Origin of the sequence: Kribbella capetownensis (assembly GCF_004331485.1) — a bacterium.
GTDB classification, from domain to species: Bacteria; Actinomycetota; Actinomycetes; order Propionibacteriales; family Kribbellaceae; genus Kribbella; species Kribbella capetownensis.
Window position 1 is genome coordinate 439,267 of the sequence record NZ_SJKD01000007.1, and the last position, 22,417, is coordinate 461,683.

The 22,417-nt window shown below is 68.5% G+C and carries 25 protein-coding genes; 17 read left to right on the forward strand and 8 right to left on the reverse strand.

What is annotated here, in order from left to right; all coding sequences use genetic code 11:
• The first annotated feature begins 33 nt into the window (after positions 1-33).
• Both E0H75_RS30115 and E0H75_RS30120 read left to right on the forward strand, forming a co-directional pair.
• Entirely contained in the window at positions 34-678 is a 645-nt protein-coding gene (locus E0H75_RS30115; protein ID WP_131517056.1) for a class I SAM-dependent methyltransferase, read from the forward strand.
• The gene (locus E0H75_RS30120; protein WP_131517057.1) at positions 678-1,556 is read left to right on the forward strand and encodes an alpha/beta hydrolase; all 879 of its coding nucleotides are present in this window, start codon (positions 678-680) and stop codon (positions 1,554-1,556) included. The genes E0H75_RS30115 and E0H75_RS30120 overlap by 1 nt, the downstream gene beginning before the upstream one ends.
• Here E0H75_RS30120 and E0H75_RS30125 read toward each other — a convergent pair.
• On the reverse strand, positions 1,553-1,930 hold the full coding sequence (locus E0H75_RS30125; RefSeq protein WP_131517058.1) for a hypothetical protein: 378 nt from the start codon (positions 1,928-1,930) through the stop codon (positions 1,553-1,555). The genes E0H75_RS30120 and E0H75_RS30125 overlap by 4 nt on opposite strands.
• 97 nt (positions 1,931-2,027) lie before the next feature.
• On the opposite strand from E0H75_RS30125, the gene E0H75_RS30130 reads away from it, so the two are divergent.
• Both E0H75_RS30130 and E0H75_RS30135 read left to right on the forward strand, forming a co-directional pair.
• The gene (locus E0H75_RS30130; protein ID WP_131517059.1) at positions 2,028-2,624 is read left to right on the forward strand and encodes a ClpP family protease; all 597 of its coding nucleotides are present in this window, start codon (positions 2,028-2,030) and stop codon (positions 2,622-2,624) included.
• Positions 2,624-3,232 (forward strand): ClpP family protease, encoded by a 609-nt coding sequence (locus E0H75_RS30135; protein WP_131517060.1) that lies wholly within the window; start codon positions 2,624-2,626, stop codon positions 3,230-3,232. Before E0H75_RS30130 ends, E0H75_RS30135 begins: the two co-directional genes overlap by 1 nt.
• Here E0H75_RS30135 and E0H75_RS30140 read toward each other — a convergent pair.
• A complete protein-coding gene (locus E0H75_RS30140) occupies positions 3,212-4,342 on the reverse strand; it encodes a serine hydrolase domain-containing protein (protein ID WP_131517061.1) in 1,131 nt (376 codons plus the stop codon). The two genes, E0H75_RS30135 and E0H75_RS30140, sit on opposite strands and share 21 nt — an antisense overlap.
• Positions 4,343-4,400: 58 nt before the next feature.
• On the opposite strand from E0H75_RS30140, the gene E0H75_RS30145 reads away from it, so the two are divergent.
• Both E0H75_RS30145 and E0H75_RS30150 read left to right on the forward strand, forming a co-directional pair.
• Complete coding sequence (locus E0H75_RS30145; RefSeq protein ID WP_238163351.1) at positions 4,401-5,129, forward strand: PIG-L deacetylase family protein; 729 nt, start codon at positions 4,401-4,403, stop codon at positions 5,127-5,129.
• Between the two features lie 40 nt (positions 5,130-5,169).
• Positions 5,170-5,901: an alpha/beta fold hydrolase gene (locus E0H75_RS30150; protein ID WP_131517062.1), complete on the forward strand. Its 732-nt coding sequence runs from the start codon at positions 5,170-5,172 to the stop codon at positions 5,899-5,901.
• Between the two features lie 12 nt (positions 5,902-5,913).
• On the opposite strand, the gene E0H75_RS30155 is transcribed toward E0H75_RS30150, so the two are convergent.
• The gene (locus E0H75_RS30155; RefSeq protein WP_131517063.1) at positions 5,914-7,236 is read right to left on the reverse strand and encodes a C1 family peptidase; all 1,323 of its coding nucleotides are present in this window, start codon (positions 7,234-7,236) and stop codon (positions 5,914-5,916) included.
• A gap of 139 nt (positions 7,237-7,375) precedes the next feature.
• Between E0H75_RS30155 and rpsR the strand changes: the two genes are divergently transcribed.
• Positions 7,376-7,618, forward strand: coding sequence for a 30S ribosomal protein S18 (gene rpsR, locus E0H75_RS30160; protein ID WP_131352936.1), 243 nt, complete (start codon positions 7,376-7,378; stop codon positions 7,616-7,618).
• 39 nt (positions 7,619-7,657) lie between these two features.
• Here the strand turns inward: rpsR and E0H75_RS30165 are convergent, their stop codons facing one another.
• Both E0H75_RS30165 and E0H75_RS30170 read right to left on the reverse strand, forming a co-directional pair.
• Positions 7,658-8,299 carry a response regulator gene (locus tag E0H75_RS30165; RefSeq protein WP_131517064.1) on the reverse strand — a complete coding sequence of 214 codons (642 nt, stop codon included), beginning with the start codon at positions 8,297-8,299 and terminating at the stop codon, positions 7,658-7,660.
• Positions 8,296-9,849, reverse strand: a complete 1,554-nt coding sequence (locus E0H75_RS30170) for a PspC domain-containing protein (RefSeq protein WP_131517065.1) — start codon at positions 9,847-9,849, stop codon at positions 8,296-8,298. The genes E0H75_RS30165 and E0H75_RS30170 overlap by 4 nt, the downstream gene beginning before the upstream one ends.
• Positions 9,850-10,043: 194 nt before the next feature.
• On the opposite strand from E0H75_RS30170, the gene E0H75_RS30175 reads away from it, so the two are divergent.
• The 10 genes from E0H75_RS30175 (at position 10,044) to E0H75_RS30220 (ending at position 20,292) form a co-directional block, all read left to right on the forward strand.
• Positions 10,044-11,387: a PspC domain-containing protein gene (locus E0H75_RS30175; protein WP_131517066.1), complete on the forward strand. Its 1,344-nt coding sequence runs from the start codon at positions 10,044-10,046 to the stop codon at positions 11,385-11,387.
• Positions 11,384-11,563: a hypothetical protein gene (locus E0H75_RS30180; protein ID WP_131352940.1), complete on the forward strand. Its 180-nt coding sequence runs from the start codon at positions 11,384-11,386 to the stop codon at positions 11,561-11,563. Before E0H75_RS30175 ends, E0H75_RS30180 begins: the two co-directional genes overlap by 4 nt.
• A 177-nt stretch (positions 11,564-11,740) precedes the next feature.
• Positions 11,741-12,883 (forward strand): Cmx/CmrA family chloramphenicol efflux MFS transporter, encoded by a 1,143-nt coding sequence (locus tag E0H75_RS30185; RefSeq protein WP_131517067.1) that lies wholly within the window; start codon positions 11,741-11,743, stop codon positions 12,881-12,883.
• Between the two features lie 83 nt (positions 12,884-12,966).
• Positions 12,967-13,167 carry a cold-shock protein gene (locus E0H75_RS30190; RefSeq protein ID WP_131352941.1) on the forward strand — a complete coding sequence of 67 codons (201 nt, stop codon included), beginning with the start codon at positions 12,967-12,969 and terminating at the stop codon, positions 13,165-13,167.
• A gap of 122 nt (positions 13,168-13,289) precedes the next feature.
• Entirely contained in the window at positions 13,290-14,444 is a 1,155-nt protein-coding gene (locus E0H75_RS30195; protein WP_131517068.1) for an L-histidine N(alpha)-methyltransferase, read from the forward strand.
• A complete protein-coding gene (locus E0H75_RS30200; protein WP_131517069.1) occupies positions 14,441-15,016 on the forward strand; it encodes a hypothetical protein in 576 nt (191 codons plus the stop codon). Before E0H75_RS30195 ends, E0H75_RS30200 begins: the two co-directional genes overlap by 4 nt.
• 115 nt (positions 15,017-15,131) lie before the next feature.
• Positions 15,132-17,150: a ligand-binding sensor domain-containing protein gene (locus E0H75_RS30205; RefSeq protein WP_131517070.1), complete on the forward strand. Its 2,019-nt coding sequence runs from the start codon at positions 15,132-15,134 to the stop codon at positions 17,148-17,150.
• Between the two features lie 90 nt (positions 17,151-17,240).
• Positions 17,241-18,518: an ABC transporter substrate-binding protein gene (locus tag E0H75_RS30210; protein WP_131517071.1), complete on the forward strand. Its 1,278-nt coding sequence runs from the start codon at positions 17,241-17,243 to the stop codon at positions 18,516-18,518.
• Positions 18,515-19,420 carry a carbohydrate ABC transporter permease gene (locus tag E0H75_RS30215; RefSeq protein WP_165554112.1) on the forward strand — a complete coding sequence of 302 codons (906 nt, stop codon included), beginning with the start codon at positions 18,515-18,517 and terminating at the stop codon, positions 19,418-19,420. The genes E0H75_RS30210 and E0H75_RS30215 overlap by 4 nt, the downstream gene beginning before the upstream one ends.
• Complete coding sequence (locus tag E0H75_RS30220) at positions 19,420-20,292, forward strand: carbohydrate ABC transporter permease (protein WP_131352946.1); 873 nt, start codon at positions 19,420-19,422, stop codon at positions 20,290-20,292. Before E0H75_RS30215 ends, E0H75_RS30220 begins: the two co-directional genes overlap by 1 nt.
• Here E0H75_RS30220 and E0H75_RS30225 read toward each other — a convergent pair.
• Genes E0H75_RS30225 through E0H75_RS30235 form a run of 3 tightly spaced genes read right to left on the reverse strand, consistent with a single transcriptional unit; the run spans position 20,282 to position 22,308 of the window.
• Positions 20,282-20,773 (reverse strand): DUF7144 family membrane protein, encoded by a 492-nt coding sequence (locus E0H75_RS30225; RefSeq protein ID WP_202873236.1) that lies wholly within the window; start codon positions 20,771-20,773, stop codon positions 20,282-20,284. The two genes, E0H75_RS30220 and E0H75_RS30225, sit on opposite strands and share 11 nt — an antisense overlap.
• Positions 20,760-21,881: a hypothetical protein gene (locus E0H75_RS30230; RefSeq protein ID WP_202873237.1), complete on the reverse strand. Its 1,122-nt coding sequence runs from the start codon at positions 21,879-21,881 to the stop codon at positions 20,760-20,762. Before E0H75_RS30230 ends, E0H75_RS30225 begins: the two co-directional genes overlap by 14 nt.
• A 16-nt stretch (positions 21,882-21,897) precedes the next feature.
• Positions 21,898-22,308, reverse strand: a complete 411-nt coding sequence (locus tag E0H75_RS30235) for a DUF7144 family membrane protein (RefSeq protein ID WP_202873238.1) — start codon at positions 22,306-22,308, stop codon at positions 21,898-21,900.
• Between the last annotated feature and the right edge of the window lie 109 nt (positions 22,309-22,417).

A 22,417-nucleotide genomic window follows, 5' to 3' on the forward strand; every position in this document is an offset into this window, starting at 1 on the left:
CACCACCCCACGGATGGGCCTTGGGTGGCATCGATGAGTGAGCGGGGATCGCATCCGGTGTTCGCGCGGATCTACGCGCGGATCCGTCCGGGCCTGGACGAGCACGGCGTGGCCGGGCACCGCAAGCGCCTGCTGGACGGACTGGCCGGCGAGATCGTCGAGATCGGCGCGGGCGACGGCGGGAACTTCGCTCACTACCCGGCCGAGGTGACCCGCGTGATCGCGGTCGAACCGGAACCGTATCTGCGCGCGAAGGCCGAACGGCAGGCCGCGCTCGCACACATCCGTGTCGAGGTCGTCAACGGTACGGCGGAACGCCTGCCGCTCGCGGACGGCTCGGTCGATGCCGTGGTGACCTCCCTGGTGCTGTGCTCCGTCCGAAACCAGGCGGTCGCGCTGGCCGAAGCCTTCCGCGCGCTGCGTCCGGGCGGCGAACTGCGCTTCTACGAGCATGTCGCCGCCGCACCCGGCCGGATGGAGACCGTTCAGAGGGTCCTCGACGCGACCATCTATCCGCGGGTGTCGGGCGGCTGCCACCTGCATCGGGACACGGCTGCCGCCATCACTACCGCCGGCTTCGGCATCACCGAGCTCGACCACTTCAAGTTTCCGCCCACTGGTTCCAACCCGGCCGCCCCGCACATCCTCGGCCGCGCCATCCGACCGGAGGACTCCTGATGGACAGGTCGCGGTTCGACGCTCTGATCGATCGCATCGAGGTCCTCTACGACGAGGACCGCCTCCGCGACGCCATCGACCTGCTCGACGCCGGGAGCCCCGGCCTCGAAGCCTGGGCCGCGGATCTGGCCCACATCAAGGCGTGCCTGCTGGCCGTCTCCGGCGACCCGGACGCGGCACTGCGCGTCCTGCAGGACGCGAGTGCGGCTGGTGCGTGGTGGCATCCGTCGATCCTCACCGACGACGACCTGGCCGCGCTGCGGGAACGGCCCGAGTTCCACCAACTGGTGGAGGTGTCGAAGGGCCGGGTCGCGGCAGATCCGCGACCGCCTGTGGTCCTGCTGCCCGACGGAGCGCCGGTGGGTGTGGTCGTGGCGTTGCACGGCGCGGGCCTGACAGCGGCACACTCCGCCCGGGAGTGGGCCGGCGTGCTGCCGCTGGATCACGCGTTGGTCTGCCTCGAGTCGTCACAGCGGATGTCGCCGATGTACCGCACGTGGCCGGACCGGGACCACGCGGTCGCAGACATCGCCCGTGCGCTCGGACAATTGCCCACCGAGCTGGACGGCGTACCGCCGATCGCCGCAGGGTTCTCGGCCGGGGGCCGGGTGGCTCTGGACTGGGCGCTCACCGCTGACCCGGTCGAGGTCGCCGGCGTCATCGTGATGGCGCCGGCGCTGCGCGAGCTTCCCACGACCGCGGCCGGATCGTTGTCTCCGGCATCAATCCTGATCGGCGCGGACGACGGGCTGGTGGAAACCGTCGACCAGGCCGCGGACCGCCTGACCGGCTTCGGTTGCACGGTCGAGCGACTGCCCGGCCTGGGACACGGCTTCCCGGCAGACTTCGCCGACCGGTTGGCCGAGCTCCTGCGTTAGGACAGCTGGCGGGTCAGATGGAGTTCGACCGGGATGGCAGCGCCTAGCCAGAGCATCTTGGCGGTGTGGTCGTCGCATGAGGTGATGCGAAGGCCGGGGACGCCTTCGATCGTGCCCTCGTAGTCCTTGGCTGCGAGGTGGGCGACAACGTGGGCGAGCTCGGGGCCGTCCAGCCACTCGACGCGAGCCAGGTTGTGGCGCGCCTGCCACATGTCGACCCACCCGGCCGGGTCCTCGCCGAACAGCGTCGTACGCAGGATGTCCGAAACCGCGCCGAGGAGCGTGGCGGACGGGGTGGCCATCAGCTCCAGCAGGAGGCGTTCCTGATCGGACAGATCGTCGGCCACCAGGATCGCGTTGTCGCCCAGATTCACCCGCAGGAGCCTGCCACAGGAACGGCTTTGCTCTGAGCAGACTTGCCGTCAGCAGAAAAACTGGGGTGGGCCGGTTCGCCCGGTCACTGTTGAGGACATGGCTGAAGACAACAAACCTCCGCTGTTCAACGAGACCACGCGGCAACGGCTGCTCGCGCAGCGGATCGTCGTCCTGGACGGACAGCTCGACGACGACAACGGGACGCTGCTGGCGACCCAGATGCTGACGCTCGCGGCCGAGGACCCGAAGACCGACATCGCCTTGTGGATCCATTCGCTCGGCGGTTCGGTGCCGTCGATGCTGGCGATCCGGGATGTGATGCGGCTGGTGCCGTGCGACGTGTCCACGCTGGCAATCGGGCTGGCCTGCAGTGCGGGGCAGTTCCTGCTGTCGGCCGGTACGCCGGGGAAGCGGTACGCACTGCGGCACGCGCGCGTCCTGATGCACCAGGGCTCGGCCGGCATCGGCGGGTCCGCGGTGGAGATCGAGATCCAGGCCAACGATCTGCGGCACATCCGCGACACCGTGCTGGCCCTGATCGCCGAGGACACCGGACAGTCGTTCGACACCGTGCACGAGGACTCCCTGCACGACCACTGGTACACCGCCGAACAGGCCCGCACGTACGGCTTCATCGACCACATCGTCGAGACCTTCGACCAAGTCATGCCCCAAGCAAAGGCGGCCGCGTGATGAGCACCTACACGATTCCCAATGTGATCGCTCAGCATCCGCGGGGCGAGCGGATCATGGACGTCTACTCGCACCTGCTCAGCGAACGCATCATCTATCTCGGTACGGCGATCGACGCAGGCGTGGCGAACGCGCTGATCGCGCAACTGCTGCACCTCGAGGCGGACAAGCCGGACCAGGAGATCAACCTCTACATCAACTGCGAGGGCGGCGACATGACCGCGATGCTCGCGATCTACGACACCATGCAGTACATCCAGGCACCGATCTCGACGTTGTGCGTCGGGCAGGCGATCGCGGCCGGCGCGGTCCTGCTGGCCGCAGGCGAGCAGGGGCGCCGGGCTCTCCTGCCGCACGCCCGCGTGGTCCTGCACCAGCCGGCCGCCCACGGTCAGGGCACCATCCCGGACCTGATCCTGCAGGCCGACGAGGTGGTCCGGGTGCGCGGACAGGTGGAGTCGATCCTCGCCGAGCACACCGGTCAGTCCATCGAGCGGCTGCGGCACGACACCGACCGGGACCACGTGCTGACCGCCCAAGAGGCCAAGGAGTACGGCATCGTCGACCAGGTGATCCAGCACCGGGTGTCAGTGGCCGCCTTCGCCTGAGGCCGTGGTCCCGGGCGACGTGGAGTCGGCTGCGGCGAGGACCGCGTCGGCGACAGCGGCGTGGTGAGCCATGTCGGCCTTCGGGCGCCCGAGCCGGTCGGTGAGGTATGCGTAAGCGATCCGCCGGTCCGGGTCCGCCCAGCCGACGCAGCAGTTGCTGCCGTTGTGCCCGAACGCGCGCGGGCTGCTCGTCGCGCCGAGGGAGGAGATGGCGTCCGGCAGGAACCGCGGGCCGCCGAGCTGGAAGCCCTGCGACCACCGGATCGGTGCCCGCACGGTCCGGTCCAGCTCGCCCTCGCTGGTCGGCTCCACCGCCACGGCCAGTGACTCCGGCCGCAACACCCGCCCGGCCGGTCCGACCCCGCCGTTCAACAGGGCCACGTAGAACGCAGCCAGATCCCGTGCGGTGGTGGAGATCCCTGCCGCCGGTACGACGGCCTCACGGGTACTGCGCCGGTTCAGGACCGACTGGATGAACGGTCCGGCCGGTCCGGACACCCGGACCGGGACATGCCGGGACCACTGGTCGGCAGGCAGCCCGAGATAGGTGTCGGCGACGCCCAGTGGTTCGAGGACGGAGCGCCGTACCAGCTCGTCGATCGGGAGACCGCTGCACCGGTGCGCGACCTCGCCGAGGATGAAGCCGAAGGCCAGCGGGCTGTACGCGACGGTGCCGAGCGGCCAGCGCGGTCCGGCTTCCTCGATCCGCTCCAGTGAGCGGTCCCAGTCCGCCATCGAGCGCACGTCTCCGAGGTACGACTTGCCCACGGTCAGGCCGGAGCGGTGTTGCAGTACCTGGCGGACCGTGATGTCCCGCTTGCCGTTGTGCGCGAACCCGGGCCAGTACGCCGCCACCGCGTCGTCCAGGTGGAGACGCCCGGACTCGACCAGCTGGTGGATCACGACGGCGATGTAGGGCTTGCCTGCCGAGAACAGCCAGAACAGCGCGTCGGGGGGACAGCCGAACGACAGGTCGACGGCCACCCGGCCGTCCTTGATCACACACAGCTGCGCGACGCCAGGACGGCCTCGGACCAGCTGGACCGCCTCGCCCAGCCGGTCGGCGTCCAGACCGGCGTCGCGCGGTGCGCAGTCGCCGCCGAAATCCATCGTCTTCACCTCCCCCTGTCAACCAGCTTGCCGCGCAGGACAAGTTAGGGTCGATCAGGTGAGCGTGCCTGAGGCGAATCCGCGTCCGGACAACGAGATCGAGCGGGTGCTGGTGGTGGTCGCCCATCCGGACGACATCGACTTCGGCGGCGCCGGCACGGTGGCGCTGTGGACCAAGGCCGGCATCGAGGTGCAGTACTGCATCGTCACCGACGGCCAGGCGGGGGGCTTCGAACCGGATCGTGACCGTGCCGAGATTCCCGCCGTACGGCGAGCCGAGCAGACCGCTGCCGCGCAGCATGTCGGCGTCCGGGACCTGCACTTCCTCGGCTACGTCGACGGCGCGGTCGAGCCGACGCTCGAGCTGACCCGCGACATCAGCCGCGTGATCCGCAAGGTCCGTCCGCAGCGCCTGCTCACCCAGTCACCGGAGCGGGTGTGGTCGCGCCTGCAGGTCTCGCACCCCGACCACCTGGCCGCGGCGGAGGCCACGGTCCGGGCGTTCTACCCGGCGGCCGGCAACCCGTACGCGTACCCGGACGTCGCCGAGGAAGCCTGGGACGTCGACGAGCTCTGGATGATGGACCACCCGGAGATCAACCACTACGTCGACATCACCGATACCTTCGACCAGAAGCTGGCGGCGTTGATGTCCCACACCAGCCAGCACCGCGACCCCGACGGCCTCCGCACCGGGATCCGGGCCCACTTCGCCCAGGTCGCCACCGGCGCGGGCATGCCGCCGAACCACTACGCCGAGGACTTCACGGTCGTCCGGCTGCGCTAATTCCTTTGCAGGCACGTCGCCGAGAAGACAGGGTGCGGCCATGACGATCAATCATTGGGTGGTTGGAGCAGGGCCCGCTGTGCTGCTGGTGCACGCCGGGGTGGCGGATGCGCGGATGTGGAGGCGGCAGGTCGACGAGCTGCGTGCGGACCACCGGGTGATCACGGTGGATCTGCGCGGGTACGGCGAGACTCCGCTCGACGCAGGGGCGAAGTACTCCGACGCGGGCGATCTGCTCGCGGTGCTCGACGAGGTCGGCGCCGAGTCGGTGGCCGCCGTCGGATCGTCGTACGGCGGGTACGTCGTGCAGCAGGTGGCGAGCCGGCAGCCGGAGCGATTCGACCGGCTGGTGCTGCTCTGTGCACCGACTGATGACGTGCACCCGACGGACGACCTGCGCGCGGTGTGGGCCGAGGAGAACGAGCTGATCGAGGCCGGCGACGTCGACGGCGCCACGGACCTGATGGTGCGGAGCTGGATCGGGCCGGAGGCAGACGACGACGCGCGGGAGCTGCTCCGGGCGATGCAGAAGCGGGCGTACGAGCTTCAGATCCCGGCGGGTGATGTCGACAACGAGGAGTACGCCGTCGAGCCGGAGAAGCTGACCATGCCGGTGCGGCTGATCACCGGTGCACACGACTTCCAGTTCTTCGCGGACTGCGCGACGTACCTGGCCGAACGGCTGCCCAACGTCGAGCGCATCGACCTGCCGTGGGCCGGGCACCTGCCGACGCTGGAGAGCCCCGGCGAGGCCGGGGCGCTCATCAGCTAGTCACTAACTACTTCAGTCGGCCAGGGCGCCCATCGGGTCCCAGGCCGGGAGCACGATCGGCTCGTCGTCGAGACGCGCCTGCAGCTCGGCCGGCAGGGCGGAGCGGCGGACCGCGATCTCGAAGACGTGCTCGGCGTACCACGAGTCGTTCATGGTCCAGAAGCCGCTGTCGGCCTTCTCGTCGCCCCAGCTGTTCTCGACCCGCCAGCGGCGCGGCTTGCCGTCGACCACGTCGACACCGGTGAACAGCATCGCGTGCGTCATCAGCGTCTCGTGGTGCACCAGCCGCTCGGCCTTGTCGAGCGAGAACTCGGTGTCGTAGACGGAGCCGTAGTCGTACAGCTTGGCGTCCCAGAAGCCGAGGTCGCCGCTCATCTGCTTGCCGACGTCGCAGCCGAACCAGACCGGCTCGCCGCCGACGATCGCGTCCTGGGTGAGCTGCTTCATCAGGTCGATCTCGACGTTCAGGTACACCACCGGCGGCGCGTCGATGACGTTGCCGAGGTAGTCGACGGTGAAGGTCTTGCCGACCGGGCTGGACTCGCGCGGGTCGTGCACCAGGCAGACGTACTCGTCGACCGGCAGCTGCACGTACGCCGCGGCGAACTCGGCCGGCGTGGTCCAGCCGTCACGGTGGAAGCCCTTGTCGCTGTCCTTCCACTGCCACAGGAACTTCTGCGGCGGCGTACCGAGGTGGATGCTCAGCACCCGGTGCACGGTGGTCAGGATCTCCTGCTTGCGGGCCCGCTGTGCCTCCTGGCCGTCCAGCGCCCGCAGGTCGCGCGCGCCCTGGCGCAGCAGCTTGCGGAGGATGTCGTTCATCTGCGCCGTCGCCGACGAACTCTCGGTCTCCGGCATCGCCGTCTTCGGCACCAGGCCGTGCTTGCGAACGAGCGCGACGAACATGTTCCACTGGCCGCCGTCACCGATCGGGTCGGACAGCAGGTGCGCGACGGTCCGGTCGTCGGCGTCCCGCCCGGCCGTCTCGATGATCGCCTCGAGGAAGAAGTTCGAGCGCTCGAACTTGTCCCAGAACAGGACGTAGTTCTGGGAGAACTCGAAGTCCTTGACGCCCAGCTTGCCGGCCGCACCGGCGCGGAGCAGGTTGAGTCCGGCGAACAGCCAGCAACGGCCGCTCTTCTTCTGGTTGGTCACCTTCCAGTCGTCCAGCAAGTTCGACACCGAGTGGTCGATCGAGGTGACGACCTGGCGGTCCAGGGCGATGGTGTTGACCGGCGTCTGCGTGATGGCGTTCTGCATGACCCGGTACTGCGGGTTCGATGCGAACTCCTTCTCGAAGAGCGCGAGCTGTTCGGCTGTGAGATTCCGCTCCATAGTTGTCGACGGTATAACAGCGACCAAGCCGATAGCGCATCCGCCGGGGTGGCGAATCAATGCCCTGTCCACAACCCGCCACTCGCGAGGCCTCGCGTTATGCTAAATGAAAACGACATTCAAATAAGGAGGACCGCAGATGCCCCGACGCCCGGCCCCGACCGGCAAGCGCAAGCCGAAGCAGAATCCGCTCGACCGCGACGGCATCACCTACATCGACTACAAGGACACCGCGCTGCTGCGCAAGTTCATCTCCGACCGCGGCAAGATCCGCTCCCGCCGCGTCACCGGTCTGTCGGTGCAGCAGCAGAAGCAGGTCGCCCGCGCGATCAAGAACGCCCGGGAGATGGCGCTCCTGCCCTACACCTCGGCCAACCGCTGACCGTCACCAACTGCTTGCCCTCGGCAATTACACCAGGGGTCAGACCAGGCGGCGGTCGGTGGCCCAGCGGGTCAGCTCGTGGCGGTTCGACAACTGCAGCTTGCGCAGTACCGAGGAGACGTGCGTCTCGACCGTCTTGACCGAGATGTACAGCTCCCGGGCGACCTCCTTGTAGGCGTAGCCGCGGGCGATCAGGCGCAGTACTTCGCGCTCGCGCTGGGAGAGCCGGTCCAGGTCCTCGTCGACCGAGGCGATGTCGATGGCGCCGGAGAAGGCGTCCAGCACGAAGCCGGCCAGCCGCGGTGAGAACACCGCGTCACCGTCGGCGACCCGGCTGATCGCGTCGACCAGTTCGGCGCCGCTGATGTTCTTGGTGACATAGCCGCGGGCGCCGGCCCGGATCACGCCGATCACGTCCTCGGCGGCGTCCGACACCGACAGCGCGAGGAACTTGATCTCCGGGTGCCGCTGGTGCACCTGCTTCATCACCTCGGTGCCACCACCACCGGGCAGGTGGACGTCGAGCAGCACCACGTCCGGCTCGGTCCCGACGATCGCCTTCACCGCGGTGTCGACGTCGGATCCCTCCCCGACGATGTCGACCGAGGCGCCGATCTCGCTGCGCACCCCGGCCCTGAACATGTCGTGATCGTCGACGACGACAACGCGCCTGTTGCTCATCTGTCCATCTCCAGTCGCACTTCGGTGCCTGTCTCCGGATCGGACCGCACCGTTGCGCGGCCGCCGTGCCGTTCCATTCTGCCCATCACACTGTGCCGCAGGCCGAGCCGGTCGTCCGGCACGCCGTCGACGTCGAATCCCTTGCCACGGTCCCGGACGAACATCTCCGCCCGGTCGCCGTCCACCTCGACGAACACGTCGATCTTGGCCGCACCGGAGTGCTTGGCCGCGTTCACCATCGACTCGCGCGCGGCCCGGACCATCGCCGACAGCCCTTCGGTCAGGTCGCAGTCGCCGACCGTGACCACCTCGACCGGAACCCCGTGCGAGTCCTCGACCTCGGCAGCGGCCCGCTTGGCGGCTCCCGACAGCGTCTGGTCGGTGTTGTCCTCCTCGTCGTACAGCCAGGACCGCAGTTCACGCTCCTGCGACCGCGCCAGGGTGGTGACGGCGCGCGGGTCGTTCGCCTGCTTCTGGATCAGCGCCAGCGTCTGCAGCACCGAGTCGTGCAGGTGCGCGGCCATGTCGGCGCGCTCCTGGGAGCGGATCCGCTCGGCCCGCTCGGTGTTCAGGTCCCGGGTCAGCCGGTGCACCCACGGCCCGGCGATGACGCCGATGCCGACCACCGCGAGCAGCAGAGCGATCAGTACGTCGCCGACCATCGAGAGCCGGCCGTTCTGCACCAGGAACACGGTCACCGCGGTCCCGAGCAGGATGAGGCCGATGCCGATCCGGATCAGCGACTTCCAGCCGCCCTTGCCGAGCAGGATGCCGAGGAACGAGAAGCGCCCGTAGTCGCGGGTCCAGGCGGCCTTCTGGCTCTCGTCCGCCTGCCGCCAGATCAGCGCGAGACCGGTGACGGCGAACACCAGCGGCCAGAACATCTTCCCTGCGATCCCGAGGCCGGCCACCTGCAGCAGGAGCAGCAGGCCGACACCGATCGCGACCAGGGCCGTCACCTGGCTCTTGCTCTTCTCCCGCCGACGCGCTTTGGCCTCTGTCACCGGTGGCGGCGTCTCGTCGGACCGCAGTCCGCTTCGGGTGTGTGCGGCCAGCCCCGGCGCCGCCGGCATCCCCGGGGTCGCGAGCGGCATCAGGAACCACAGCGCGGCGTAGATCAGGACGCCGAACCCACCGAACACGGTGGTGGCGATCAGCACGAGGCGTACGACGGTGTCCGAGACCCCGAGGTGGTCCGCGATCCCACCGGCCACACCGGCGATGATCCGGCCCTCGGTACGGCGGTAGGCGCGGCGTACCGGTGGTGCGTCCGCCGTCGGGCGGCCCTGCTGGCCTGGCCCGGCTTGCGCGGCCCCGGTCGGACCGGCGTACGGGCCCTGGCCGGAGTACGGCGGGCCGGAGTACGGCGGGATCTGTCCGGCGTAGGCGGCGTACGGGCCTTGGTACTGTCCAGGTCCTTGCGGTCCCCAGCCTTTGTACTGCCATTGGCCGTCGTTCTGCTGACCGGTTCCGGGCGCAGGCGGCTGCTCGGGTGGGGTCCCGGAAGTGGAGGACCCGCCCGACGGCGCGGCTGCGGCTGGATGACTCATCCCCACGATCGTCACACGCCGGAAGGGCCGACACCAGCAGGCTTGTCCCGGGCCGGCTCCTCAGCGGCGGTCCGCCAGGCTCAGGGTCGGCTCGGGGAGAACCCCGAGCAGGTGCTCGACTCCTGGCGACTCCGGGGGTGCTCAGGGGGGATCCCCGATGTTGTACCGCCGCCGGGCGAGCCAGTATCGATGACATGGAGCAGAACTCGAGCGGGCCCGGTGGGTTCGACCGCAGCCGCCTGCAGGACGTGCAGACGTGGCAGCGTAGCCGGTCGGACCGGATGGTGGCCGGTGTCTGCGGCGGGATCGGCCGCGCGCTGAACATCGACCCGGTGCTGATCCGCGTGGTGATGGCGGTCCTCATCATCAGCGGACCGGGGATCATCTTCTACATCGCCGCCTGGGTGCTGATGCCCGACGAGGGCAGCCAGCGCTCCGCGGCCCAGAGTCTGCTCGGCGACCGGGTCCGGCCGGACCACCCGTGGCTGTGGCCGGTCATCATCGGCATCTGTGTGTTCGTCGCCATCGCGATGATGTCGTCGTTCAACATCGGCCGGTTCGTCCCCGGGCCGCTGATCGTGCTCGCCGTGATCTGGCTGGTCGCGCGGCACCGCCGCAGGGATCGGCGCAGCCGGCGCGCAGGCTGGACCGGCCCGGGCATGCAGTGGCAGGGCGGCCAGCCGACCGCACCGCGTCCGCAGGACTCCACTGCGGCCAACCAGCAGCCGACGACCGGCACCTCGGCGTCCATGCCTCCCCAGAACGGCCCGCCGGCTCCCCCGACGGGTCCGTCGTCCTCGGCCACACAGAGACCCCAGGACCGCACCGTCGAACCGGTCCAGGCTGTGTGGACCGAGGACGACCCCCTCGGCCTGTACGTCGACGAGCCGCCGGCCGGACCCCCGTCGGAGCCGGCCCGGTCCGCGAAGGCCGAGCCGCCCGCCAAGGGGATGCGCGGGGTCAAGTCGATCATCGTCGTGCTGACCGGTATCGCGATCGCGATCGCCGCGGCCGCCGGTGCCTCGACCGCCACGATGCTGATCGTCGGCCTGATCACGCTGGGCGGCGGCATGCTGGTCGGTGGCTTCGTCGGCAAGACCGTCGCGCTGCTGCCGCTGGGCATCCTGCTCGCCGTCGGCGCGATCGTCAGCACCGTGTTCACCGACGTACCGCGCAACTTCGCCGACACCAACTACGTCGCGCCGGCCGGGGACAAGATCGGGGCGACCGGGCAGTCCTACACCTTCGACGCCGGATCGGTGCACCTGGACCTGACCAGGGCCACCTTCACACCGGGTGCGAAGGTCGAGGTGCACGGCGGCGTCGGCGAGGTCGTGGTGAAACTGCCGGAAACCGTTGACATCGACGGCAACCTGACCACCAAGATGGGTGACGTGACCTGGCTGAACGAGCACCACGGCGGCCGGAACGCGGAACTGGACATCAAGGACCTCGGACCCGACGGCAAGGCCGGGCCGCAGCAGGTCACCCTCGACCTTGACCTGAAGCTCGGCAGCATCACAGTGGAGCGCGGATGAGGAAGACGAAACCGGACGTCCCGGGCGTCATCGCGGGCACCATCCTGTCCGGCGGCGCCACCGTCTGGATGCTGACCGACAACGGCGTCCTGCAGACCGACGACCTCGGCCTGACCGCAGCCCTCCTGCTCGTCGCGGCCGGAGTCATCGGCCTCGCCGCCTCCCACCGCGGCTGAATTCGATGGACCGCCGTCGCGGCGATCCCTAAACTCCCCGGCATGTCCAGCCCGGAGGCCAGCAGACCGTAACCACCGGCCGTTCGGTGGCACCCGAACCGCACCCGAACCGCCGGCGATGTCCCGGCAGGCGATCCGTCCTGCCGCCTTCATCGACGTGGTTGCGGAGTTCCTTCCATGCCTCTCGTGCTGTATCTGCTCGGCCTGGCCGTGTTCGCCCAGGCGACCTCCGAATTCATGCTCTCCGGGCTCGGCCCGGACATCGCCCAGGATCTGGGTGTCTCGATCCCGACGGCCGGCTGGCTCACCTCGGCCTTCGCGGCCGGGATGATCGTCGGCGCTCCGGCGATCGCCGTCCTGGGCGCCCGCTGGCCCCGCCGGCGCACCCTGCTCGTCACGCTGACCGTGTTCATGTTCGCCCACGTGATCGGCGCCGTCACCACCAGCTTCGCTGTCCTGCTAGTCACCCGCGTGCTCGCGGCGCTGGCCAACGCGGGCTTCCTGGCGATCGCGCTCGCCACCGCGACCAGCCTGGTTCGTCCCGACGCCAAGGGTCGCGCGACCTCCGTCCTCCTCGGCGGTACGACGCTCGCCTGCGTCGCCGGCGTACCCGGGGGTGCCGTCCTCGGTCAGCACCTCGGCTGGCGGTCCGCGTTCTGGGCGGTCGCGATCATCTCCGTCCCGGCGCTCATCGCGATCCTGTGGCGGGTCCCCGCCCGCACCCCAGGCCCGGTGACGCTCGGCGGATTGCGAGTACGGCGGCGTCTCGTCGTACTGCTGCTGCTCGGTGCGTTGGTGAACGGCGCGACGTTCTGCTCCTTCACCTACCTGGCACCGGTCCTCACCGAGGTGACCGGCTTGGCCGCGGGCTCGGTGCCGTTGCTGCTCGCCCTCTTCGGTCTCGGTTCGTTCGCCGGCGTCACCATCGCCGGGCGGTACGCCGACCGCGGCGGCAACCGACCGGTGTTCGTTGCCGGTGGCATCTTGCTGGCCGGATGGTGCGTGTTCGCCCTGACCGCGTCGACCCCGGTGCCGGCCGTCGTACTGGTGTTCGTCCAGGGCGCACTGTCGTTGGCCGTCGGCTCGTCCCTGATCTCGGCCGCCTTGTACGCCGGAGCCGAGTCACCGGTCCTGGCCGGAGGTCTTGCCACCGCCGCGCTCAATGTGGGCGCTGCACTGGGTCCGGTCTTGGGCGGTGTCGGCATCGATCTGGGCGGCTACCGGGCTCCACTCTGGGTCAGTGCCGCCATGGCCGGTACGGCACTGTGCGTGGCGATCACCGCACACCTGGCGGCTGTCCGGGGCCAGGGGCTCGGTTAGGCTTATGGACCGCTCATCGGCTTCGGCCTGGGCGAGTACCCGAGGGGCCCGGGTGAAGCGGGCCCCGTTGTCAAGGAGTTCCGATGGTGCGCGGCACCGTGAAGTGGTTCAACGCCGACAAGGGCTATGGCTTCCTTGCCGTCGACGGACAGGACGACGTCTTCGTCCACTGGAGCAAGATCGTCTCCGACGGCTACAAGACGCTGGAGGACGGTCAGCAGGTCGACTTCCAGATCGTCGACGGGCCGAAGGGCCGCGAGGCCGACACGGTCACTCCGGTCTGACCGCGCGAAGGTCCGACCGCGCAAAGCTGTTGCCCCCGGCCCACGCCGTTTCCCGGTTTCCGGACTGCACGGGGAGTCGTCAACCGATAACCTGACCACCTCACCTTGGGAGGGTCAGAGACGTGACAGAGCCGGTACCCGTCATCCGCAGGCTCGAGCAGGCGCTGGCCGACGACGACTTCGCCTGGTCGCTGCTGCTCGTCGGCGAGGACCAGACCGACAAACTGGCCACGCTCACCGGCGACCTGCGCGGACCGTTCTCCAAGACCGGCGACGGCAAACAGATCACCTCGGGCTTCTCCTACTGGGGTATCGGTCCCACGATCGCGTGGGCGAACGCCACCAACGACCCGTTCTACCTGGTGATGAAAGCCGGCACGGAGTCATTCCTGCGGCACTGGCGCAAGCTCCGGCCGCATGTCGAGAACGGCGGGTTCCACCTGGTCAGCCTCGGTGTCGGCACCGGCGTCAAGGACCGCACGATCCTCGGCGACATGCGCCGCCAGAACCCGGACATGTTCTACATCCCGGTGGACATGAGCTCGGAGATGCTCCGGCTGGGGACCGTCGAGCCGGTCCGCGGCGCCCACTTCCCGATGTCGCAGGTGCTGCCGGTGCAGCTCGACTTCTCGCTCGACGACAACATGGACGAGCTGGGCCAGATGCTCGCCCGGCTGGTCGGTGCCGACCCGATCCTGTTCACGCTGACCGGCAACACGCTGGCGAACTTCGAGAGCGACGAGGACGTCCTCAGCACCATCACCCGGGTCCTGCGCCCGCAGGACCGGCTGCTGCTCGAGGTGGCCAGCACCAGCAGTCTGGACCGGGACGCCGCGAAGGCGGCAGCCGACGAATACCACCAGACCCGGGCGTTCGCCGAGTTCGTGACCAGCGCGCTGCGGTACAACACCGACCTGAAGATCGACAACGACCGGATCGACTTCCGCGGCGAGGTCGAGAACGACGACGCCCTGCGGGTGAAGATCGTCTGGCAGAACAACACCGGCGAGCCGATCGTGATGGGTCTGCCGGACCACACCGAGGTGGTGCTGGACCCGGAGGACACCATCCTGCTGTACACCACCCGCAAGTTCTCCACCGAGCGGCTGAAGCGGCTCACCGCCGCCTGTGACCTGACGCCGATCGAGCACGCACACTCCGGCTTCCGGCACACCCGCCGGCCCAGCCCGTTCGGACTCGACCTGCTGCTGCTCGCCCCGGGCACTGTCGAAGGTCCGGCCGTCACCACCCTCGCCGACGACATCTGGTCGACATGATCCCTGCCAGTGCGCGCCGGACAGTGGTCACCGCACTGAGCTACGGACTTCTGGGCCTCGCGTTCTCACTGGGGGTGATCTGGTTCTTCTGGCCGGAGAACTCCCGGTGGGAGCCGGCGGTGAACTCGCTGACTCTGGTCGCCGGGCTGACCGGTATCTTCGTCGAGCGCCTGACTGCCGAAGCGGAGCGCCGTACCGAGGTACTCCGGGCGGTCGCGGACGAACTGCAGGAGAACCAGCGGCTGCTGAACGACGAGCGGTTCTCCCCGGCGACGCCGACGACCAGGCAGGTGTACCCGCGACTCGTGGTGTCCGCGGTGGACCTCGCGCTCGTCTCGGGAGCCCTCGGGTTGCACCGCGACTCCGAGCTGGTCGGCCTGCTGCACCGGTGGCGCGACACCGTGCACCTGTTCAACCGGCGGCTCGACCTGACCGAGATCAGCACCTTCTCCAACAGCATCTCGACCGAGGAGCTGGCCGCCTTCCACCGGGCCCTGCACCGGGAGAACAGCTACTTCGCCGCGACCCGGGACAAGCTCGAGACCCTGCTCACCCGGCTGCCCACCTCTTAACGGCTGAGGCCGTAAATGGACTGTGCACATTTGGCCCGAGCGGTTGACTTGGCCACATTCCCAGGGCTTCACTTTCGGACAGGACCGTAAATACGGCACCCCCGGAGGCCTTCGCATGCGATCAGCCCGCTCGCTCATCGCGGTGGCACTTGCCGCCGTCCTCGTGTCGACCCTGACCACTCCCGCCCAGGCGAACCACAATCCACCGACAGGCAAGCTCGTGTCACTCGGTATCCCGCTGTCCGACGTACTCCTGATCGGGGGCACCGTCGCCCCTGGCCCGAACGGCAAGACCGCGATCTGGAACGTGTCCACCGGCAGTCCGGCGTACCTGAACGCCGTCGACCCGGCCACCGGCGAGAGCCTGCTGTCCGCGGCCCTGCCCGGCGCCGACGGCAGCTACGCGGTCGCTGCGACCCCGGATGGCACGATCTACGTCGGCACGTACAACAACGGTCACCTCTATCGCCTGCGACCCGGCTCCGGGACCACGGTCGAGGACCTCGGCCGCCCGATCGCGTCCGAGACGTTCATCTGGCGCATCACCACCGACAACCAGGGCAATGTGTACGGCGGCACGTTCCCGAACGGCAAGGTGTTCCGGTACGACGACCAGACCGGCGCCGTCCGCGACTACGGCCAGATGAAGGCCGGCCAGCCGTACGTCAAGAGCATCGACTACGCCGACGGCAAGATCTACACCGGCTCGCTGCCCGACGCACACATCATGGAGCTCGACGTCGCCAGCGGCGCGATCACCGAACTGCCGTCCCCACCCGGGCTCGGCGACCCGACCGACAAGGTCGTGTACGACCTGAACGCCCGCGGCGGCCGCGTCTACGCCCGGATCAGCACCGCCTTCCCCGGCCCGCTGTACGTCTGGGACATCGCCTCCCGCACCTGGGTGGACGAGATCCCGAACGCGCACGGCCTGGACATCTCGCCGGTCGGCGGCGACGGCTCGCTGTACCTGATCCAGGCCAGTGAGCTGAAGAAGTACGACCCGGCGACCAAGACGCTGACCGGGACCGGCCTGACCTTCACCGGACGGATCCAGAACGCCCGCGCGATCGGGTACGCCGACCTCGGCCTGCCCGACTACCCGGGCACGAGCGTCGTCGGCACGCTCTGGCGCGGCGAGGAGTTCCGGTACAACCCGCAGACCGGGAAGTCGGAGATCTTCGAGACCAAGGTCCGCCGCGAGCCGATCGAGATCCTGTCCGTCGCCGGCGGCCAGTCCAAGGTGTACGCCGGTGGCTTCCTGAACGGCGGCGTCTCCGTGGTCGACCCGGCCACCGGCCAAGCGGCGTACAACCGGTTCTCCCAGACCGAGGCGCTGATGGAGAGCTCCGACGGCAAGCTGTGGATCGGCGCCTACCCGGAGGCCCGGCTGTACTCGTACGACCAGACCCAGCCGTGGAGCAGTCCGGAGTACTCCCCCGGACCGCCCGGTACACCGGACAACCCGACGCTGGCGGTCAACCTGCACTCCGAGCTGCAGACCCGCGCCCGCGCGCTGGCGGAGGTGAACGGCAAGATCGCGGTCGGCACCGTCCCCGACGGCGACCGGCTCGGCGGCGTACTGGCCATCTTCGACCCGAATACCGGGACCACCCAGTCCTTCCGCAACGTGGTCCAGGACGAGAGCATCTTCGGCCTGACCGCCCGCCGCGGCATCGTCTACGGCGGTACGTCGATCGTCGGCGGACTGTCCACCACCCCGCCGACCCGGGACGCGGGCACCGTGTTCGCCTGGGACGCGGCCAAGTCCCGCAAGCTGTGGGAGACCGTGCCGGTGCCCGGTGCGGCCACGGTCTCGTCCGTCACCATCGGCCCGGACGGGCTGCTGTACGGCGTGGCCGGCAAAACCGTGTTCGCGGTGGACCCCCGAGACGGCAAGCTGGTCAAGTCCTTCACGCTCGGGACCACCACGTCCAGCGGCGACATCGTCGCCACCAACGAGGCGGTGTACGTGAGCATCGACCTCACCAAGGTCTACCGGATCGCGCCGGGAAAGAAGCAGATCCCGACGCTGTTCGTCGAGCACGCCCACCGGCGGCTCGGGGTCCGGGGAGATCACCAGCTGCTGCTCACCAGCGGCTCCGAGCTGTTCCGAGTTGATATCAGCCGTTGACAGCCGAAATTCGACCCGGCTACTTTCGGTCCTGACCGTTATTCGGCGATCTACTTTCCGGCCCTGACTTCCGGACACCCTGGGGGTGCGATGTCTTCCACGCTTCACACGACCGTCCGCCGCATCGCGGCACCACTCACGGCGCTCGTACTGGCCGCCGCACTCTCCTCGTGCGGCGGCGACTCGGGCTCCTCGTCGACCGAGACCAAGAGCGTCACGCTCTGGATGTATCCGGTGATCGGCGACCAGGCGGCCAGCGACGCCTACTGGCAGAAGGTCGAGAAGGACTTCGAGGCCGCGAACTCCGGCATCGACCTGAAGCTGGAGATGCAGCCGTGGGCGAACCGGGAGGAGAAGGTCGCGGCGGCGTTCTCCGGCAAGAAGGGCCCGGACGTCCTGCTGATGATCCCCGACCAGATCCCGCAGTACGTCACCAACGGCTCGCTCGAGCCGGTCGACGACGTGGTGACACCGGACAAGGACAAGTTCCTGCCGGCCGCGATCCCGGGCCTGACCGTCGAGGGCAAGGTGTACGGCGCACCGATCTACCACACCGTCACCTCGACGATGTACAACAAGACGATCCTGACCAAGGCCGGCATCACCAAGCCGCCGGAGACCTGGGACGAGATCAAGGCCGCGGCGCCGAAGATCAAGGCGGCCGGGTTCTCGACGCTGGACTACTCCGCCTCGCCGGAGGCGTCGCTGAACCTGAACTTCTACCCGCTGCTGTGGCAGGCCGGCGGCAAGGTGTTCGCCGACGACGGCAAGTCGGTCGCCTTCAACCAGGCCCCGGGCCTGGCGGCGCTCACCTTCCTCAAGTCCCTGTGGGACGAGGGCGGCATCCCGAAGAGCGCACTGAGCAACGGCAACACCGTCGCCGACTCGCCGCTGGGCAAGGGCCAGGTCGCGATGGCCTTCACCAGCACGCCGGCCGACGCGGGCACCGTGGCGAAGACCTGGGGCGCGGCGAACATCGAGATCGGTACGCCGCTGACCGGCCAGAAGCAGGTCGGCTTCGGTCTGCCCGGCGGGCTCGTGCTGAACGCCGCCTCGGAGAACAAGGACGCCGCGAAGAAGTTCATGTCGTTCATGATCCAGCCGCCGCAACTGGAGGCGCTCAGCAAGGCGTCCGGCTTCTACACCCCGCGCACCGATGTGAAGGCGCCGGCCGCGGACGCGACGGCGGCGAAGTTCGCCGACGCGCTGCAGTACGCCTTCCCGGGTGAGCCGAACCCGGCCGCCCGGCAGGTGAACTCGCTGCTCGGCGTCGAGATCCAGGCCGTGCTGACCGGCAAGAAGCAGCCGCAGCAGGCGCTCGACGACGCCGCCAAGCAGGCCAACGACCTTCTGTCGAGACAGCGTTGACCGACACACTCCGGCAGCCCGCGTCGTCGCTGCGGCGGCGCGGGCCCCGCCGTAGGCCATGGGTCGGGCTGCTGTTCGTGGCCCCGATGCTCGCGTTGTTCCTGGTGTTCCGGTTCCTGCCGGTGGTCGGCGCGTTCCTGCTCTCGCTCACCGACTACCGGCTCAGCGGCCGCTGGACCTTCGTTGCCGTGGACAACTACACGCGGCTGCTCCAGGACGACCTGTTCCGGCAGAGCCTGGTGGTCACCCTCACCTACACGGTGATCTTCGTCCCGCTGACCGTGCTGCTGTCGCTGGGCACCGCGATCATGTTGCAGCAGGTGGTGTGGAACCGCGGTTTCTTCCGCAGCGTGTTCTTCCTGCCGTACGTGACCAGCATCGTGCTGGCCGCGGTCATCTGGAAGTGGATCTACGACGCCCAGGACGGCCTGCTGAACGCCGTCCTCGGGCTGGTGTCGGTCGGGCCGGTGGACTTCCTCGGCCAGTCCGGATCGGTGCTTGCGTCGATCGCGGTGACGTCGGCCTGGAAGGGCTTCGGCTACTCGATGCTGATCCTGCTGGCCGGACTCCAGGCGGTGCCGAAGTCGTACCTCGACGCGGCGATGATCGACGGCGCCGGCAGCTGGCAGCGGTTCCGCTACATCACCTTGCCGCAGCTGCGTCCGGTGCTGTTCTTCGTGCTGGTGATCGAGACCATCGGCGCGTTCCAGGTCTTCGACGCGATGTACGTGATGACCGGTGGCGGGCCGGTCCGTTCCAGCTACTCACTCGTCTATCTGCTCTACGACAGCGGCTTCAAGTACTTCGACTTCGGCTACGCCAGTGCGATCGGACTGGTGCTGTTCCTGATCGTGCTCATCGTCTCGCTCGTACAGCGACGACTCGTCGGGAGGGACGACTGATGGTGAACCTGCTCGAACGACCCAAGGTCCAGGACCGGACCGAGTCGCCGCGGGTCGACCGCCGCCCGGTCGCCCGGCTCACCCTGCCGACGCTGCTGGCGCTGACCGCGATCGTCACCGTCGTACCGTTCGCGGCCATGGTCCTGGTCGCGTTCGCGCCGCCGAGCGGCCGGACGTTCCCGGACGCACTCAACCCGGCCAACTTCACGTTCGAGAACTTCGAGCGGGTGCTGTCCAGCTCGGACATCCCCCGCTGGACGGTCAACTCGCTGCTGTACTCGCTGGTGTCGGTGGTCTGCGTACTGCTGTTCGCGTCGATGGCCGGCTACGCCTTCGCGAAGAAGCGGTTCCCCGGCCGGGACATCATGTTCTGGGCCTTCCTGGCCACTCTGATGGTGCCGTTCCAGGCGACGCTGATCCCGTCGTACATCCTGGTCTCGCGGCTGGACTGGGTGGACAGCTTCTGGGGGCTGATCGTGCCCACGCTGGCGAACTCGCAGGCGGTGTTCCTGCTGCGGCAGTTCATCAGCCAGTTGCCGGACGAATTGTTCGAGGCGGCCGAGATCGACGGTGCGCCGGAGTGGCGGATCTTCACCCAGATCGTGCTGCCGCTGATCCGGCCCGCGCTGGCCACGCTCGGCATCTTCGTGTTCCTGTGGCACTGGAACGACTTCCTCTGGCCGCTGGTGATCGGCCAGTCCGCCGAGATGCAGACGCTCACCGTCGGCCTGGCGACCCTGCAGACGCAGGCGGTGCCGATCAACCAGGTGATGGCCGGCGCGACCATCACCGTCGTACCGAGCCTGCTCGTGTTCGGCCTGCTGCAGCGCTACCTGACCGACAGCATCGCGATGTCCGGGCTCAAGGGCTGACCTCGTCCCGGCCCTCCCGGATGACGCGCATCTCGTCGCCGTGGACGGTCAGCGCCCAGATGACCAGGATGTCGACCGCGATCATGATCATCGACCAGAGCGGGTACGCCGCGAGGAACGCCACGTTGACCATGACACTGATCACCGCCAGGACCACGCCGACGATGCGCCCCCACAACCGGCCGTTCAGCAGCCCGATCCCGGCCGCGATGACGACCAGCCCCATGAACAGATGGATCCACCCCCAGCCCGTGTAGTTCAGGTGAATGGTGAGACCGCGCCGGCCGACCAGGTAGTAGTCGTCCTCGAACAGCGCGATGAACCCCTGGAACGCGTGGAACATGCCGAGCACGATCATCATCACGCCGGCGAACAGGATCCAGCCGACCCACCGGCTCGGCCACTCCGGGACCTCGACCTCACCCGGCCCCGGCGGTTGCCGGTGCCTCGCCGCGGCGGGGTTGGCATCAGTCTCCGACATCGTGACCTCCTACTCGTGGTGGCTGAGGTTCCACGACCTCCGGATGGGCGGCGCGGTAGTCGGCGACCGGCCGGTACCTGTCGTAGAGCATGGTCAGAATGCTCACCAGGAAGACGAAGAAGAAGGTGTCGGACAGCCGCAGATCACCGCCGCCGAAGCGCCGCAGCAGGAGGAGGTCGACGATGACCAGTCCGATGTTGACCGCGAAGACGACGGCGAAGGAGATCAGCGCGGAGTCCCACCCGTAGCCTCGCCGGGCCGACCAGAGCCCGATCGCGGAGTTCAGGATGACGAAGACGGCAATACCGAAGAACAGCTGCAGGTCGGTCGCTTCGACCCCCGGCAGCACCCGTCCGTAGATCACGCTGATCAGGCCGATCAGGAAGATCTTCTCCAGCGAGGCCAGGTCGAACACCTTGCGGTGCGAGGCCTGGTACGCGGCCCGCTCGCTGGCCTCGTCGATCTGGACCGGCAGCGGGTCGGCCGCCAGTCGCAGCGACCAGTCGGCCGGGCTGAGCCGGGGCCGGACCACGAACCAGAGGACCGCCGCGAGCGCGAGGATCGCGAGCACCAGGGCCGGTCCGAACCACGCGACGTCCCGGATGGTGTCGGTCAGGTCCAGCTGGGCGATGTGGATCCAGTACTCCTGCGGCAGCTTGATGAAGATCCAGATCCCGCCGGCCACCAGCACCCAGAACCTGAACGAGTAGCGCAGCGGATTGCGGCGGCTGCGCACCAGTTCGTAGGCGATGAAGAAGTACTCGAAGGTGTTCGGGAACACCATCAGCAGGAACCGGGCGCCGCTGAGTTCGAAGGCCACCACGCCGACCTGCCGGTAGAAGAACAGGAACCGGCTGATCTTGACCGCCCCCTGGTGGGTCCAGTTGCGCAGGCTGGCCAGATAGGCGACGGCCAGATAGAACACGTCCATCGCCTTGTCGTAGCTCTGGTAGTTCGGCGGGTCGAATCCGAAGGTCTGGAAGATCGTCTGGTCTACGCCGTCCAGCAACAGGCAGGCGACGATCGCGGGCAGCGGGTAGCGCGGGATGAGCAGCGGCAGGAGGAACCGCGCCAGCACCACCGTCCAGAAGACAACGTCGACGCCCATGGCCGGCCGGACCCGGTCAGCTGTGGATCGTTCTCGGCCGGGTCAGCGCCCAGATCACCCAGACATCGAGGGCGATCACCAGCAACGACCACACCGGCGCGTACGGAATGAAGAAGAAGTTGTCGATCGCGCTCAGGATCGTGAGGACCAGCGCGGTCACCCCGGCCCAGGTGGCCCGGTAGAACAGGCCGAAGCCCGCCGCCACCATGAGCAGTCCGAGCAGCAGGTGGATCCAGCCCCAGGCCGTCGTGTCGAGGTGGAAGGCGTACCCCTGGGCGGTCACGAAGTACCGGTCGTCGATGATGGCGGCGAGCCCGGTGATCACCTGGAACGCGCCGATCAGGACCATCATGGTCGCGGCGAACATGACACCGGTCATGGCGAACACGGACTGCTCTCGCCGGTCGTTGGTCTCTTCCTGGGTCATCTGCGCCCACCCTTCAGTGGTCGGCCACCCCGAATGGATGCCGAGTGCTCATCGACACTAAGCGCGCACGGGCGGTCAGAGGATCATCCGAGTTGGGTGATGTCGGCGC

Coding starts and splice junctions, on each gene's coding strand:
- E0H75_RS30115 (WP_131517056.1), top strand. CDS start 34: ATGAGTGAGCGGGGATCGCATCCGGTGTTCGCGCGGATCTACGCGCGG.
- E0H75_RS30120 (WP_131517057.1), top strand. CDS start 678: ATGGACAGGTCGCGGTTCGACGCTCTGATCGATCGCATCGAGGTCCTC.
- E0H75_RS30130 (WP_131517059.1), top strand. CDS start 2,028: ATGGCTGAAGACAACAAACCTCCGCTGTTCAACGAGACCACGCGGCAA.
- E0H75_RS30135 (WP_131517060.1), top strand. CDS start 2,624: ATGAGCACCTACACGATTCCCAATGTGATCGCTCAGCATCCGCGGGGC.
- E0H75_RS30140 (WP_131517061.1), bottom strand. CDS start 4,342: ATGGATTTCGGCGGCGACTGCGCACCGCGCGACGCCGGTCTGGACGCC.
- E0H75_RS30150 (WP_131517062.1), top strand. CDS start 5,170: ATGACGATCAATCATTGGGTGGTTGGAGCAGGGCCCGCTGTGCTGCTG.
- E0H75_RS30155 (WP_131517063.1), bottom strand. CDS start 7,236: ATGGAGCGGAATCTCACAGCCGAACAGCTCGCGCTCTTCGAGAAGGAG.
- rpsR (WP_131352936.1), top strand. CDS start 7,376: ATGCCCCGACGCCCGGCCCCGACCGGCAAGCGCAAGCCGAAGCAGAAT.
- E0H75_RS30165 (WP_131517064.1), bottom strand. CDS start 8,299: ATGAGCAACAGGCGCGTTGTCGTCGTCGACGATCACGACATGTTCAGG.
- E0H75_RS30170 (WP_131517065.1), bottom strand. CDS start 9,849: ATGAGTCATCCAGCCGCAGCCGCGCCGTCGGGCGGGTCCTCCACTTCC.
- E0H75_RS30175 (WP_131517066.1), top strand. CDS start 10,044: ATGGAGCAGAACTCGAGCGGGCCCGGTGGGTTCGACCGCAGCCGCCTG.
- E0H75_RS30180 (WP_131352940.1), top strand. CDS start 11,384: ATGAGGAAGACGAAACCGGACGTCCCGGGCGTCATCGCGGGCACCATC.
- E0H75_RS30185 (WP_131517067.1), top strand. CDS start 11,741: ATGCCTCTCGTGCTGTATCTGCTCGGCCTGGCCGTGTTCGCCCAGGCG.
- E0H75_RS30190 (WP_131352941.1), top strand. CDS start 12,967: ATGGTGCGCGGCACCGTGAAGTGGTTCAACGCCGACAAGGGCTATGGC.
- E0H75_RS30200 (WP_131517069.1), top strand. CDS start 14,441: ATGATCCCTGCCAGTGCGCGCCGGACAGTGGTCACCGCACTGAGCTAC.
- E0H75_RS30205 (WP_131517070.1), top strand. CDS start 15,132: ATGCGATCAGCCCGCTCGCTCATCGCGGTGGCACTTGCCGCCGTCCTC.
- E0H75_RS30210 (WP_131517071.1), top strand. CDS start 17,241: ATGTCTTCCACGCTTCACACGACCGTCCGCCGCATCGCGGCACCACTC.
- E0H75_RS30220 (WP_131352946.1), top strand. CDS start 19,420: ATGGTGAACCTGCTCGAACGACCCAAGGTCCAGGACCGGACCGAGTCG.
- E0H75_RS30225 (WP_202873236.1), bottom strand. CDS start 20,773: ATGTCGGAGACTGATGCCAACCCCGCCGCGGCGAGGCACCGGCAACCG.
- E0H75_RS30230 (WP_202873237.1), bottom strand. CDS start 21,881: ATGGGCGTCGACGTTGTCTTCTGGACGGTGGTGCTGGCGCGGTTCCTC.
- E0H75_RS30235 (WP_202873238.1), bottom strand. CDS start 22,308: ATGACCCAGGAAGAGACCAACGACCGGCGAGAGCAGTCCGTGTTCGCC.